We start from the raw sequence: 12452 nt of genomic DNA, 5'->3' as shown, positions 1-12452 counted from the left end.
AGAACTGACATTTGTTTCATCAAAGTCAAACTTAATCGTTAAAATTTATGAGGTTTTTAATTTTCATTTTTATTTATTGTCTGATTTTTTCATCAATCGAAATAAAAGCGCAATCTGTCAAAAATCGGGATAAATCCCATGTTGAAGAGGATAAACTATTAGAAAAAACAACATTCTCAGAGTCTGCTACAGATTCCATAATCAAGAAGCAAGATCATAATCAGTTAAATGAAGTCGTTATTAAAAGTCAGCCTTCATTAGTAAAATATGGCACAAACGGAAATATCGATGTCAATGTAAATGGAACGGTTCTGGCAACGAGCAGTTCGGTAAGCGAATTATTGTCGAGAGTGCCCAATGTTGTGGTTGCCGACGGAGAAATTAGTGTTCTCGGAAAAGGTGAGGCGATTATTTATCTCAACGGAATTTTGATTAATTACGAAAGATTTGCAGCAATTCCAGTTTCGCAGATTCAGAAAATTGAAGTCATTTCTAATCCTTCTTCCAGATATGACGCCGAGGGAAAAGCCGTTATTAATATTATTACCAAACAAAATCTAGAAGGCGGTATGACGGGAACGGCCAATCAGCATGTGTCGGTTTCCAAATTTGGCGGAACGAGTTACAATACGCTTTTAGATTTTAGCTATTCTAAAGGTAAATTTTCTTTTATAACCAATTACGGTTTGCAGTTAGGAAGAAACCGCGAGTTATTGTACACGACAAGAACGCGCCCAAATCCTGATGAGTACATGAAATCAGAACTGACAACCGACTGGAAAAGAAGATTTAATAATTATTCTAATTTTGGAATTGGACTTCAATATAGTTTTTCTCCAGATAATTATATTTCGTTGGCGTACAGTGGTAATGTAAATGATTTAGGAGGAACGGTGGAAAGCCGAAATTCAATTGATGATAATTCTGGAAGCAGTTTTTATGCAACCGATATTGATAAAAATGATGTTTTGCTGAATCAGTTTGTCAATTTAAATTACAATATGATAACCGATACAAAAGGTTCGACACTATTTATTGGTTCGCAATATTCCAATTACAATCAGACTATTAGAGATTTTATTGAAGAAAATAGCGTAGTCGAAGAAATAAATGAGGAGAGGTATTTAAAAAATAATGTCGGAAGCCGAATTAACATCATCGCTGTGCAAGCTGATTATTCGAAGAAAATAGATGAAAAGACAAAAGTGGAAATAGGAGCCAAGTTCAGCCACGCCACCATAAAATCGGAGACAGATTTCTTGATTGCCAATGTCGATGATACGGATTATGAATTGGATGACGACCTTTCTAGCGATTTTGAATACAATGAAAAAATTGCTGCAGCTTATTTAAATTACGTAGGATCGTTAAATGAAAAAGTCAATTTCTCGCTTGGAGCAAGAGCTGAAAATACAAGTTACAATCTGTTTACAAATGCCAACGGAATTCAGAAATTTGAAAAATCGTATGGCAATTTTTTCCCTAACCTACTTGTAAATTTTAATTTTTCGGAAGATTGGAAAGGGCATTTCTCGTATGTTTCTAGAATATCGAGGCCAAGATACCAGGCTTTAAATCCGTATGTGATTTATCAGGATTCCTTCACCACAATAGAAGGAAATCCAAATCTGCTTCCAGAAAAAACACATGCTTTCGAAATAGGTGCGATGTACAAAAAGTTTGATTTTAAGATTGGATATACCTATAAGATTGATCCAATTTCTGCGGCTGCTTTACGTGGAGACACGCCAAATAGTTATGTTTTGAGAGCTTTAAATCTGGAAAAAGGACACGCTTTTTTTACCTCACTTTCGCGATCTTTTAATCTCAAATGGTGGAATTCGACTAACACTATCAGTATGAGTTTAACCAAATCGGTAGACAATTTTTATGCCTATGAATTTAGTCCAGTAACGCCACAGGTTTATCTATATTCCAATAATACCTTTACGATTCCGAAACTTTTTAAATTGCAGCTTTTGGCTTGGTATTTAGGAGAAAGAGGCTATGGTTTAGGAAGCGATAACAGCCGTTCGACTGTAACGTTAGGAATAGAAAGAAACTTTTTTAAAGATGCTTTAAAACTCAATTTTTCAGCCAATGATATTTTTCACAAGTTTATGGTTTCTGGAGATTACAATGTGGGGCAAACCCAAATTTATTACCACAGAACCTATACGAGCAATTATTTTAAACTCACAGCGACTTACAGCTTTGGAGATTCAAAAAAGACCACTTATAAAAAATCTGAAATTGAACAGTCGGAGAATAATAGGGCGAGATGATATTTATCTGCCGAGTTTCATTAAAAGCAACAATAAATAATTGAGGATCTGTATTTTTTATAGTTGATATAATTTAATGCATGTTTAAATAGATGTATTATTATGTTTTTCTTTTTTTATTTCTGCTCTATAGCTTAAAAAGACGGTAATAAAGGTTAAGGCAGGACCAATCGAAGACCTGAAATCTGAAAATGATATATCTTTTGGACTTTCTCTTTGAAAAAGTGAGTATAAATTAAAACCAATAAATACTATAATTAGAATTAAAAGAAGCAAGATTAAGTTTTTGCGAGCCATCGTGTAATTATTTATCAATAAATTATCTTTTTATACTTTCACCTAGAATCATTAAAACAAGAATAAGAACAACACAAAGAAAAACAGAATTTGGGTTGGCAAAATTAATTGTCCAGCCCAATTCTTTTATTTTTTTGGGAGGAAACATTCTTTTGTCCTCTGCGTTATAATAGAAAATTCCCCAAATCCAGTTTTTGGGGTCTTGGTTCCAATTGTCTTTTTCTTCTTCGGATGGTTCTTGATTGTAAGACATTTTTTAAAGATATAAATTTTAGAATATATAATAAAAGAAGGGGATCTATTTTGCGTTTTTGTATTGCATCAAAGAAGTATAAATTATAAAGTCAAATTATATTCTCCTTTGTTGTAACTGCCAGTTTAATGTATGAATATTGCTATAGGAAAAAATGAATTAGGGTCTTGGATAATCTCAAATTTAGTAGATGAATTTACTTTAAAATCTTGAAAATATGTCTCCACTGAATAAAACTCCCAATAGCTAATAATAGCATAGCTAAAGTGTTAAATAAAAAATAGAAGTCATTAGTTTCTAGATATCTATAAATATGGTAGCCCGTTAGCCCACACGCTGTAAATAAAATAACAAAGTATAGCCATTTTTTTAATTGTAAATTCATTTTTTTAAGTTTTATATTATTCTTCTAACATCATTAAATGTTCAATCATTTTGATCTATTTTCAATTGCTTAAGCTATTAAAATCTTTGTAGTAATTCTGGTTTTTTCATGTCATCTAATAATTTAATATCTTTTCAAATTTATACTATTTAGGGAAAAACTCTTAGTCTAAAATCGGTTATTAAAAACCTAAATTCGAATAATTGTAAAATAATTCTTATGTTTATATTTGTTTCTAAAATGTTAATTATGAATAAAATTGTAGGAGATAATCTAAAAGCTTTGAGGAAATCAAAAAATATGTCACAAGAAGAGGCAGCAGATCATTTACAAATTTCACAATCGGCATATGCTCGGATGGAACGCGGGGAGAGTACATCTTGGGCTATCCATTTTAATAAAATATGTCAGATTTTTGAAATAACTCCAGAAGAATTGGTGAGAAAGGGATTAGGAGATTCTGTATATGACAGTTTGATGAATACAGAAAGGCAAACAGAAATTGCAATGCTTGGTGTGTATAGAAAAATTATACAAAAATACGAGTTGCAAATTCAAGATTTGAAAACAATTATAAGGCACATTAATAAAGGTAAAAACTAAAATAATAGTGGAGTTAGTTTTTCCTTCTTTTCAATTGTGTATAGGTTATAAGTATTCCAACGGTAGATAAAAACGGGCCAATTACTAATCTAAAATCCGAATAAGAAATGTCTTGCTTGTCTTTGGTAAGCAACGGACTTAAAGATATACCGATGTATAATATGCCAAGAATAATAAAAACGAGTAAAAAAGTCTTTTTGGTCATTTTAAATATATTTTGAATATAGCTTTTCAAAAAATGGAGAAGTAAATATAAGCAAAAAAGAAATAAGTAAAGAAAATTCTCTCGAAATAAAAAAGGCTCCACTTAACTAAGTGAAGCCTTTTCAATAATTTTTGAATTAGATAATTACCTTTTATAAAGCAATATTAGTTTAATTCTTTAGTCACAATCTGCATCGTTTCACGGCTAACTTGTTTCAATAAAACTTCTTTATTAGCTTCGACTGTTTGAGCTGCTTCTTCAGTAAAGTGACGGATCGTATATAAGGTTACATTTTCGCTGTATTCTACTTTGAATTTTTTAGAAAGAATGGCATTCAATTCTGGGAAATTTCCAAATTTATCTTCTACGCAAACAGAGAAACTAATCGCAGAATTCTGAATTAAGTTTACTTTGATTTTAAATTCATGGAATAATCCGAAAATCTCGCTGATGTTTTCTTCCATAATGAAAGAGAAATCAATAGAAGAAAGCGAAATTAAAAGCTGTTCTCTTTTTACAATAAAACAAGGATATTGTGGTTCTAAATCAACACCTTTAGAAACGCAAGTTCCTTTTAATAAAGGATTCACAAATGATTTTACGTACAAAGGAATTTCTTTTTTCTGTAAAGGCTGTAATGTTTTTGGGTGAATAACGGTTGCACCGTAAAATGCCAATTCGATTGCTTCACGATATGAAATTTGGTTTAATAAACTTGCATTTTCAAAATAACGCGGATCGGCATTCATAACTCCAGGAACGTCTTTCCAGATTGTTACGCTTTCCGCATTTAAGCAATAAGCAAAAATACCAGCAGTATAATCAGAACCTTCGCGGCCAAGCGTTGTCGTAAAGTTGTTTTCGTCTGCACCTAAGAAACCTTGCGTAATGTTTAATTGTTTTCTTGGTACATTTTTGCTGATGTTTTGCTGAGTTGTTTCCCAATCAACTTCTGCATCTCTGTAGTTTGCATTGGTTTTAATGAAATTACGAACATCAAGCCATTGCGTCTGAATTCCCATGAAATTCATGAAGTGGCTTAAGATATTAGTCGAAATCAACTCTCCAAAACTTACAACCTGATCGTAAACAAAGTTATAATTAGGAGATTTGTTATGCGCTAAGAAATATTCTAATTCATCAAATTGCGCATTTACAGCAGCGAAAACTGCATGATTTTCATCTTCAAACAAATCCAATAAGATTTGATTGTGGTATTTTTTGATTTCCTGAACAGAAGAATTCAGTTCTGTCGATTTTTCAAAGTAATTCTTGATTACAACTTCAAGAGCATTTGTTGTTTTTCCCATAGCCGAAACTACAAGAATCACGTCTTCGTAACCTACTTTTTGTAAAACGTCGTATACGTTTTTAATTCCATCTGCATCTTTTACAGATGCTCCTCCAAATTTAAATACTCTCATTATTAATTTATAGATTTTTAGATTTTAGATTTCAGATTGGGGCGAAATCTTATGTTTTTTATTTTTATAATTTTTCTAGAAATGCATTAACGCCTGCTTCATCCATATGAACAACTCTCCATTCGTCAAGAATTTTGGCACCCGAATTTTCATAGAATTTTACTGCCGGTGTGTTCCAGTCCAAAACATTCCATTCAACTCTTCTTACGTTATCTCTTTTTCCTTGTTTCATGATTTCAGCATAAAGTGCAGAACCCAAACCTGTTCCTCGCATCTTTTCTTTTACAATCAAATCTTCAAGATGGATTGTTTTTCCTTTCCAGGTAGAATAGCGATAGTAATACAATGCAATTCCAACAATTTCTTTTTGTTTTTCTTCGTTTTCAATCTCTGCTACAAAAACGTGAAACAATGGTTTTTCTCCAAAACCGTCACGTACTAAATCTTCCTCTGTAATGACAACCGCATCAGGTTCTTTTTCGAATATTGCCAGCTCCTGAATAAGCCCTAACACCGATTTCATGTCTTCAGGATTTCCTTTTCTAATATTCATATAGATAAACTTTAATTTTTTTTGGTCCTATATGGTATTGCCTTTTCTTTTATGGAATTTGCTTCGCAAAAGTTTATTGTGGCAATTTCATATATTCCTATTTTTAACTATTTAATATCTAAAAAAGCTTCATTTTATGAGATGCTTTTTACAGATTATTAGCAAATATACAATAGTAACAAACTAACAAAATAATTTTTGAATCATTCTCACAAAATAAGCGATATTTGTGACTTAAAAATAAAACTATAACGATTTAGAAATGGAAGAACGCAATAAAACACTGGGAGAGTTTATTATTGAGAACCAAAAAGCATTTCAGTATTCGTCGGGAGAACTCTCGCGAATTATCAACTCTATACGTTTGGCGGCCAAGGTCGTCAACTATAAAGTAAACAAAGCAGGTTTAGTAGACATTATTGGCGCCGCAGGCGAACAGAATGTTCAAGGAGAAGACCAGCAAAAATTGGATGTCTATGCCAACGAAGTATTTATCCAGACGTTAATAAACCGTGAGATTGTCTGTGGTATTGCTTCTGAAGAAAACGACGATTTTATAACTGTTCAGGGGAGCGACAACAGTCATAATAATAAGTACGTGATCTTAATGGATCCGCTTGACGGATCTTCAAACATTGATGTGAATGTTTCTGTCGGAACTATTTTTTCTGTTTTCAGAAGAATTACTCCAATAGGAACCCCGGTAACTAGCGAGGATTTTTTACAGCCGGGAATCAATCAAGTGGCAGCAGGCTATGTAATTTATGGCACTTCAACTATGCTTGTGTACACGACTGGACATGGGGTAAATGGTTTTACACTAAATCCGGCGATTGGTACATTTTACCTTTCGCACCCCAACATGAGATTTCCAGAAAATGGAAATATTTACTCAGTAAACGAGGGAAATTATGTTCATTTTCCGCAGGGAGTAAAAAATTACATCAAATACTGTCAGCGTGAAGAAGAAGATAGACCTTATACTTCAAGATACATTGGAAGTTTGGTAGCCGATTTTCATCGAAATATGATTAAAGGCGGAATTTATATTTATCCAACAAGCTCAAAAGCACCAAAAGGAAAATTGCGTTTGCTTTACGAATGCAGTCCAATGGCGTTTATAGCAGAACAGGCGGGAGGAAAAGCCACAGATGGTTTCAACCGAATTATGGAAATCCAACCGACAGAATTGCATCAAAGAGTGCCATTTTTCTGTGGAAGTTATAAAATGGTAGAAAAAGCCGAAGAATTTATGGCTGAAGCGAATTAATTTTTTTGTTTCAAGTTTTAAGTTTCAGGTTTGTTTAACCTATAAAAATAAAAACCCGACAGTTTTTCAAAAACTTGTCGGGTTTATAATTTTAGTTAAGTTTCAATTTTTTGAGTTTCAGTGAAAACTGACCACTAAAAATCTGACCACTGAATACTATTTATGCATATTCTGCATTTCGTAGATAAAAGTATCAGCATCTACTTTTTTATCCACTAATGATAAAGCTTTTGCAATAATATAATCTACGTTGCTAGGTGTAAATCCAAGGGCAACACTTATCTTTTTTAGAAGCACTTCTTGTTTGTCTTCTAGATGATGGTCAACATGTACCATACGAGTTAGGTCATATAAACGCTCCAAACGCTGTACATAAGAGTAAGGCGGATTAATAGGATATTTTAAAGGATCGCTAAGAATTTCTTCGTACTCAGACTCTGTAATTTCTAAACGAGAAGCCAATTTGTCTAAGAACTCTTTTTCCTCTGGATATACAACACCGTCGGCCAATGCTACACGAACAATAGCAGAAAAGTGTCCTTTGTTTCTTTGTTTAAATTCGCTATCAAATAATTCTGAAAATGACATAATTGTAAAGTTTTTGTTAAACAAATATAGCCTTATTTTTAAATTATCAATTTTAAAATTCTCATAAAATTTAACTTATTTTTATTGCAGGATTTAGTATCACGAATCTTTAAGTATGAAAATTAATCGTAAGTTTACAACCCCTAATTATTTAATTGCAATACACCTATGTCACAATTTTGGATTTATTTTCAAATAGGATTAAAACACGTTTTAGATATCAATGCTTACGATCACGTTCTTTTTTTAATCGCCTTAACTGTTCCGTATCTTTTTAAAGACTGGAAAAGGATTTTCTTATTGGTTTCTCTTTTTACAATTGGCCATACCTTGGCTTTAATTCTTTCCGTTTATGGAATTATTGCCATAAAAGTAAATATTGTAGAATTCCTGATTCCGATAACAATTCTCATAACAGCTCTTTATCATCTGTTTACGGCAGGGAAGACCTCAAAAAATGATGGCGTAAATCTGGTATTTTTCATAACTTTATTCTTTGGAATTATTCACGGACTAGGTTTTTCCAATTATTTCAAAACAATTTTAGGAGGTTCTGCAACCTCAAAATTGTTACCTTTGGGAGAGTTTGCCTTAGGAATAGAAGCTGCTCAGCTAGTAGTGGTTTTTGTTGTCCTGGTAATTTCATATATAGTGCAGACCGTTTTTCGTTTTTCAAAACGTGACTGGGCACTTGTAATGTCGGCTTTTATTATTGGAGTTGTAATTCCGATGATTATTGAAAGCCCAATTTGGAACAGATAAATTTAAATGGAAGTAAAAAAGCTGAATAAATACGATAAAGCATATCTGCGAATTGCAAAAGAGTGGAGTCTGCTTTCCTATTGTAAACGTAAACAGGTTGGTGCCATTATTGTAAAAGATAGGATGATCATTTCTGATGGCTACAATGGAACTCCATCGGGATTTGAAAATTGCTGCGAAGACGAAGATGGGCTAACGCGCTGGGATGTTTTGCACGCTGAAGCGAATGCTATCCTGAAAGTGGCCAGATCAACGCAATCTTGTGAAGGCGCGACATTGTACATCACGCTTTCGCCTTGCAAAGAATGCAGTAAATTAATCCATCAGTCTGGAATAAAAAGAGTGGTTTATCATAACGGATACCGTGACGATTCGGGAATTCAATTTTTAATAAAAGCAGGTGTAGAAGTAGAACATATTCCTGTTTTAGAAGAGTAATGAAATTTAATTCAAAATATTTGCCAATAGTAATAGGAGCGACTTTTGCTCTTGGAACAATTGCCGGAAGCTTTATGAATGCTCCCGCAAGTGACCAGCTTTTGGCTAAAAATTACTCAAAAACCAAACTTAATAAACTGATTGATTTTATCAATACCGAATATGTTGATAGTGTCAATACCGATTCGATTGTAAATCTTACGGTCGATAATATTCTTTCCAAACTAGATCCGCATTCTGTTTATATTCCGCCAAGCGAGCAAGCTGAGGTTGCCGAAAGCATGAAAGGTGATTTCGTCGGAATCGGAATCAATTTCTACATGTATAAAGATTCGGTGGCGATTATAAAACCAGTTGAAAACGGACCTTCAGCAAAAGCGGGAATAAAATCTGGCGATCGCATTTTATTCGCAGGAAAAACTAAATTATACGGGCGAAAACTGCCTTCAGATAGTTTGTTTTCTAAATTAAAAGGGCTTCAAGGTTCAGAAATCGAGTTGACTGTATTTAGAAAATCAGAACAAAAGAAATTAAAGTTTAAAGTAAAGAGAGATATTATTCCAATTAAAAGCGTTGACGCTTCCTTATTAATTGGGAATAATGTTGGCTACATCAAAATAAACCGTTTTGCAGAAACGACTTTTAACGAATTTAAAACCGGTTTAACGAGACTAAAACAAAAAGGAATTCAGTCGCTTGTAATTGACCTTCGCGATAATGGAGGCGGTTATATGGAAGAAGCGATTGCTATTGCCGATGAATTTTTGAAAGACAAACAATTAATCGTTTTCACCAAAAGCAAAAACGGTTCTACTGAAAAAACATACGCAACAAAAGCAGGAAGTTTTGAAACTGGAAAAGTGTATGTTTTAATTAACGAAAACAGCGCTTCAGCGAGCGAAATTTTAGCTGGAGCCATTCAAGATAATGACCGCGGAACTATTGTTGGAAGACGTTCTTTTGGAAAAGGTTTGGTTCAGCGTGAAATGGATTTTAATGACGGATCTGCAGTGCGATTAACTGTGGCGCGTTATTATACTCCGACTGGAAGATCAATTCAAAAACCGTATAAGAAAGGAAATGAAGAGTATTTTAAAGAATCAGAATCTAGAATTGCTACTGGCGAATTGTATGCAAAAGACAGCATCAAAGTGGCCGATTCATTAAAATTTAAAACTCCAAAAGGTAAGATTGTGTACGGAGGAGGCGGAATCGTTCCTGATGTTTTTGTGCCGATGGAAGCGGAGCATGGAAATGAAAATGTGGCCTATTTACTGCAAACAGGAATTGTGGGACATTTTGTTTTTGAAGAATTAGATAAAAATAGAAATGCTTTTGCAGGCGATAGTTTTGCTGCATTTTTGGCCAAAATGAAAACCTCAGATTTATATTTCAAGAAATTCAAGAATTACATCTTGATGACAGGTTTAGATTTGAAATTGGATAAAACAAAAGCGCTTGTCAATCGTTATATCATGGCTGAATTTGCCCGACAGCTTTATGGAGAATTGTATTATTATGATGTAATCTTAAAAGAAGATGCCATGATAAAAACAATTCTGACTCCGAAGAAATAACTTCAATCTTTATATCATGAAAATAGAAACCGTTGTTGATGCAGAAATCGAACTTTTAACTGCCATTAAAAAATCGGATGTTTTGGCTTTGGAAACCATCCTTCATGATGATTTATTATTCAACATGCCAGATGGACAAACGATAACCAAAGAATTTGATTTGCAATCGTATCGTTCAGGAAAACTGAAAATAAATTCCTTGGAAGCATCAGATCAAATTGTGAATATAATTGAAGATTCGGCTGTGGTTGCTGTTACAGTAGCTTTAAAAGGAGCTTATGACAATAATCCTATTGAAGGAGTTTTCAAATACATCAGAGTTTGGAAAAAGGCAGGCAAAAATTTGAAAGTGATTGCAGGAAGCTGCGTTCAGCTGGCATAAAGTTTGACGCTGAAAAAATAATATTAACTTAAAACAAAATTGAGCTATAACTATTAAAGTGAGCTTAATTTGCGCTTCAAATCAAATCATATGAAAAATTTAAAAAGAATAAGTCTGCTAGCAATTTTAATGGCTTTTGTAATCTCTTGTAAAACGATGAAAAACGATGTGAACGCTGTAGTTTCTGGTAAAGTAGATGCTATTGAAGCAGGAAAAGACGGTTACACGGCAAAAATTACTACAGACGCTAAAGAAGTCTATTTTGCTACAATAAGTATTGTAAACGTTGGCGGACCTCAAAACTACAAACAATTAAAAATTGGAGATGTAGTATCTGTAAAAGGAGAAAAATGGAAAAGTGAGGACGAAAATCACATTAAGGTAACAGAAATCGTTTCGGTTAAATAGAAACCAAACTGTATAAAAAATAAACCATATAAGTAATGTAAGTTCATATATGCTTTGCGCATAGATTAAATGAACTTATATCACTTATATGGTTTAATAATTTTATGTGGTAATCTCTTATCGAATACTATCGTGAGAGTGAGTTTGCACTCCGTTATTCCATAAAGTAAGAATATCTGTGGCTACGGCAGCGCCGCTTCCGGCAGCAATGGCCAATTGACTTCTCCATCCAGCCAAAGTTCCGATTACATAAATGCCGTCAGCAACTTTATGATCTTCGTTTTTAAGCTGAATTCGTTGTTTTTCTGGAAGTGCTTTTTTGTGAGGCTCAACAAATTGCATTAAGCCTTCAATGTCAAAAGTATTGGCAGAACCAATTCCGACCACGATATTTTTTGTTTTGTATGAGTTTTTGTTGGTCACTACGGTAAATTCAGGATAACTGCCCTCAATTTTCATTACTTTCTCATTTGGAATTTGAGTAATATGGGGGTATGTTGCGGCTAAATCCTGTGTGCTTTCAGTTAAAAGTTCAGAGCCTAATTTTCCTGGAGTAATTCCGTAAGCGTTATAAAAGATTGCTTCTTGTAAAGAAGAATTTTTCTGATGGGTAAAAATTCCGATTTTTTTGTCAGTAACAAAAGTTTTGTTTTTTGCGGATCCTAAGACAAGAGCACAAGACATTCCAGATACTCCTCCGCCAATAATTAAAACATCAAACATATTATCTGTTGTCATTCATTTTTTCTTCAATTCTTTTTGAAATTCTAAAAATCAAAAGAATCAAAACAGCGCAAAATGAAGCGGCGATTCCAATAAAAGCTACCATACTATCACCTTGAAAAGGGTTTTTGAAGTCTAATAGCGTAATATTAAAAACGATTAAAGCTAATGCCAAAAGCACTAAGATTGAAGTGAAAATTTTCATACGATTGTTTTTGTTTTTGTCTAAAATAATAAAGTAAAACTTTATGGGGAAATAGCCTAAAGTTGTATTTTAGAAATTTTACGGGGTAAATGTA

The 12452-nt window shown here is 33.3% G+C and carries 15 protein-coding genes; 8 read left to right on the top strand and 7 right to left on the bottom strand.

Annotated elements, in window-relative coordinates:
• The first annotated feature begins 47 nt into the window (after window positions 1-47).
• A complete protein-coding gene (locus tag J7574_RS00285; RefSeq protein ID WP_290962744.1) occupies window positions 48-2285 on the top strand; it encodes a TonB-dependent receptor in 2238 nt (745 codons plus the stop codon).
• Window positions 2286-2604: 319 nt separating this feature from the next.
• Here the strand turns inward: J7574_RS00285 and J7574_RS00280 are convergent, their stop codons facing one another.
• Complete coding sequence (locus tag J7574_RS00280) at window positions 2605-2835, bottom strand: DUF5808 domain-containing protein (RefSeq protein WP_290962742.1); 231 nt, start codon at window positions 2833-2835, stop codon at window positions 2605-2607.
• Between the two features lie 634 nt (window positions 2836-3469).
• Between J7574_RS00280 and J7574_RS00275 the strand changes: the two genes are divergently transcribed.
• Entirely contained in the window at window positions 3470-3823 is a 354-nt protein-coding gene (locus J7574_RS00275; protein WP_290962740.1) for a helix-turn-helix transcriptional regulator, read from the top strand.
• Between the two features lie 13 nt (window positions 3824-3836).
• Here J7574_RS00275 and J7574_RS00270 read toward each other — a convergent pair whose 3' ends face one another.
• The 3 genes from J7574_RS00270 to J7574_RS00260 all read right to left on the bottom strand — a co-directional run bounded on the left by J7574_RS00270 (window position 3837) and on the right by J7574_RS00260 (window position 6005).
• Window positions 3837-4028, bottom strand: coding sequence for a hypothetical protein (locus J7574_RS00270; protein WP_290962738.1), 192 nt, complete (start codon window positions 4026-4028; stop codon window positions 3837-3839).
• A 164-nt stretch (window positions 4029-4192) separates the two neighbouring features.
• Window positions 4193-5452 (bottom strand): aspartate kinase, encoded by a 1260-nt coding sequence (locus J7574_RS00265; RefSeq protein WP_290962736.1) that lies wholly within the window; start codon window positions 5450-5452, stop codon window positions 4193-4195.
• A 64-nt stretch (window positions 5453-5516) separates the two neighbouring features.
• On the bottom strand, window positions 5517-6005 hold the full coding sequence (locus J7574_RS00260; protein WP_290962734.1) for a GNAT family N-acetyltransferase: 489 nt from the start codon (window positions 6003-6005) through the stop codon (window positions 5517-5519).
• 262 nt (window positions 6006-6267) lie between these two features.
• On the opposite strand from J7574_RS00260, the gene fbp reads away from it, so the two are divergent.
• Window positions 6268-7275 carry a class 1 fructose-bisphosphatase gene (fbp, locus tag J7574_RS00255; RefSeq protein WP_290962732.1) on the top strand — a complete coding sequence of 336 codons (1008 nt, stop codon included), beginning with the start codon at window positions 6268-6270 and terminating at the stop codon, window positions 7273-7275.
• A gap of 156 nt (window positions 7276-7431) precedes the next feature.
• Here fbp and J7574_RS00250 read toward each other — a convergent pair whose 3' ends face one another.
• Window positions 7432-7863 carry a TerB family tellurite resistance protein gene (locus J7574_RS00250; protein ID WP_290962730.1) on the bottom strand — a complete coding sequence of 144 codons (432 nt, stop codon included), beginning with the start codon at window positions 7861-7863 and terminating at the stop codon, window positions 7432-7434.
• Between the two features lie 168 nt (window positions 7864-8031).
• Between J7574_RS00250 and J7574_RS00245 the strand changes: the two genes are divergently transcribed.
• The 5 genes from J7574_RS00245 to J7574_RS00225 all read left to right on the top strand — a co-directional run bounded on the left by J7574_RS00245 (window position 8032) and on the right by J7574_RS00225 (window position 11430).
• Window positions 8032-8625, top strand: coding sequence for a HupE/UreJ family protein (locus J7574_RS00245; RefSeq protein ID WP_129746527.1), 594 nt, complete (start codon window positions 8032-8034; stop codon window positions 8623-8625).
• 6 nt (window positions 8626-8631) lie between these two features.
• Window positions 8632-9063: a dCMP deaminase family protein gene (locus tag J7574_RS00240; protein ID WP_089054282.1), complete on the top strand. Its 432-nt coding sequence runs from the start codon at window positions 8632-8634 to the stop codon at window positions 9061-9063.
• Window positions 9063-10640, top strand: a complete 1578-nt coding sequence (locus tag J7574_RS00235) for a S41 family peptidase (protein ID WP_290962725.1) — start codon at window positions 9063-9065, stop codon at window positions 10638-10640. The genes J7574_RS00240 and J7574_RS00235 overlap by 1 nt, the downstream gene beginning before the upstream one ends.
• A 16-nt stretch (window positions 10641-10656) precedes the next feature.
• On the top strand, window positions 10657-11022 hold the full coding sequence (locus tag J7574_RS00230) for a nuclear transport factor 2 family protein (RefSeq protein WP_290962724.1): 366 nt from the start codon (window positions 10657-10659) through the stop codon (window positions 11020-11022).
• Window positions 11023-11112: 90 nt separating this feature from the next.
• On the top strand, window positions 11113-11430 hold the full coding sequence (locus J7574_RS00225; RefSeq protein ID WP_290962722.1) for a hypothetical protein: 318 nt from the start codon (window positions 11113-11115) through the stop codon (window positions 11428-11430).
• A gap of 117 nt (window positions 11431-11547) precedes the next feature.
• Here the strand turns inward: J7574_RS00225 and J7574_RS00220 are convergent, their stop codons facing one another.
• Window positions 11548-12153: an FAD-dependent oxidoreductase gene (locus tag J7574_RS00220; protein WP_290965389.1), complete on the bottom strand. Its 606-nt coding sequence runs from the start codon at window positions 12151-12153 to the stop codon at window positions 11548-11550.
• Between the two features lies 1 nt (window position 12154).
• Window positions 12155-12358, bottom strand: coding sequence for a hypothetical protein (locus J7574_RS00215; protein ID WP_008465053.1), 204 nt, complete (start codon window positions 12356-12358; stop codon window positions 12155-12157).
• Window positions 12359-12452 lie beyond the last annotated feature (94 nt).

The organism is Flavobacterium sp. (genome assembly GCF_017744675.1).
Taxonomy (GTDB): domain Bacteria; phylum Bacteroidota; class Bacteroidia; order Flavobacteriales; family Flavobacteriaceae; genus Flavobacterium.
Note: the sequence above shows the minus strand (reverse complement) of the source record. Positions and strands in the feature narration are given on the sequence as shown.

What these genes read in the sequence shown, in the direction of transcription:
- J7574_RS00245 (WP_129746527.1), top strand. Translation starts at nt 8,032, where the DNA reads ATGTCACAATTTTGGATTTATTTTCAAATAGGATTAAAACACGTTTTA.
- J7574_RS00250 (WP_290962730.1), bottom strand. Translation starts at nt 7,863, where the DNA reads ATGTCATTTTCAGAATTATTTGATAGCGAATTTAAACAAAGAAACAAA.
- fbp (WP_290962732.1), top strand. Translation starts at nt 6,268, where the DNA reads ATGGAAGAACGCAATAAAACACTGGGAGAGTTTATTATTGAGAACCAA.
- J7574_RS00265 (WP_290962736.1), bottom strand. Translation starts at nt 5,452, where the DNA reads ATGAGAGTATTTAAATTTGGAGGAGCATCTGTAAAAGATGCAGATGGA.
- J7574_RS00275 (WP_290962740.1), top strand. Translation starts at nt 3,470, where the DNA reads ATGAATAAAATTGTAGGAGATAATCTAAAAGCTTTGAGGAAATCAAAA.
- J7574_RS00240 (WP_089054282.1), top strand. Translation starts at nt 8,632, where the DNA reads ATGGAAGTAAAAAAGCTGAATAAATACGATAAAGCATATCTGCGAATT.
- J7574_RS00225 (WP_290962722.1), top strand. Translation starts at nt 11,113, where the DNA reads ATGAAAAATTTAAAAAGAATAAGTCTGCTAGCAATTTTAATGGCTTTT.
- J7574_RS00270 (WP_290962738.1), bottom strand. Translation starts at nt 4,028, where the DNA reads ATGACCAAAAAGACTTTTTTACTCGTTTTTATTATTCTTGGCATATTA.
- J7574_RS00235 (WP_290962725.1), top strand. Translation starts at nt 9,063, where the DNA reads ATGAAATTTAATTCAAAATATTTGCCAATAGTAATAGGAGCGACTTTT.
- J7574_RS00280 (WP_290962742.1), bottom strand. Translation starts at nt 2,835, where the DNA reads ATGTCTTACAATCAAGAACCATCCGAAGAAGAAAAAGACAATTGGAAC.
- J7574_RS00220 (WP_290965389.1), bottom strand. Translation starts at nt 12,153, where the DNA reads ATGTTTGATGTTTTAATTATTGGCGGAGGAGTATCTGGAATGTCTTGT.
- J7574_RS00285 (WP_290962744.1), top strand. Translation starts at nt 48, where the DNA reads ATGAGGTTTTTAATTTTCATTTTTATTTATTGTCTGATTTTTTCATCA.
- J7574_RS00215 (WP_008465053.1), bottom strand. Translation starts at nt 12,358, where the DNA reads ATGAAAATTTTCACTTCAATCTTAGTGCTTTTGGCATTAGCTTTAATC.
- J7574_RS00230 (WP_290962724.1), top strand. Translation starts at nt 10,657, where the DNA reads ATGAAAATAGAAACCGTTGTTGATGCAGAAATCGAACTTTTAACTGCC.
- J7574_RS00260 (WP_290962734.1), bottom strand. Translation starts at nt 6,005, where the DNA reads ATGAATATTAGAAAAGGAAATCCTGAAGACATGAAATCGGTGTTAGGG.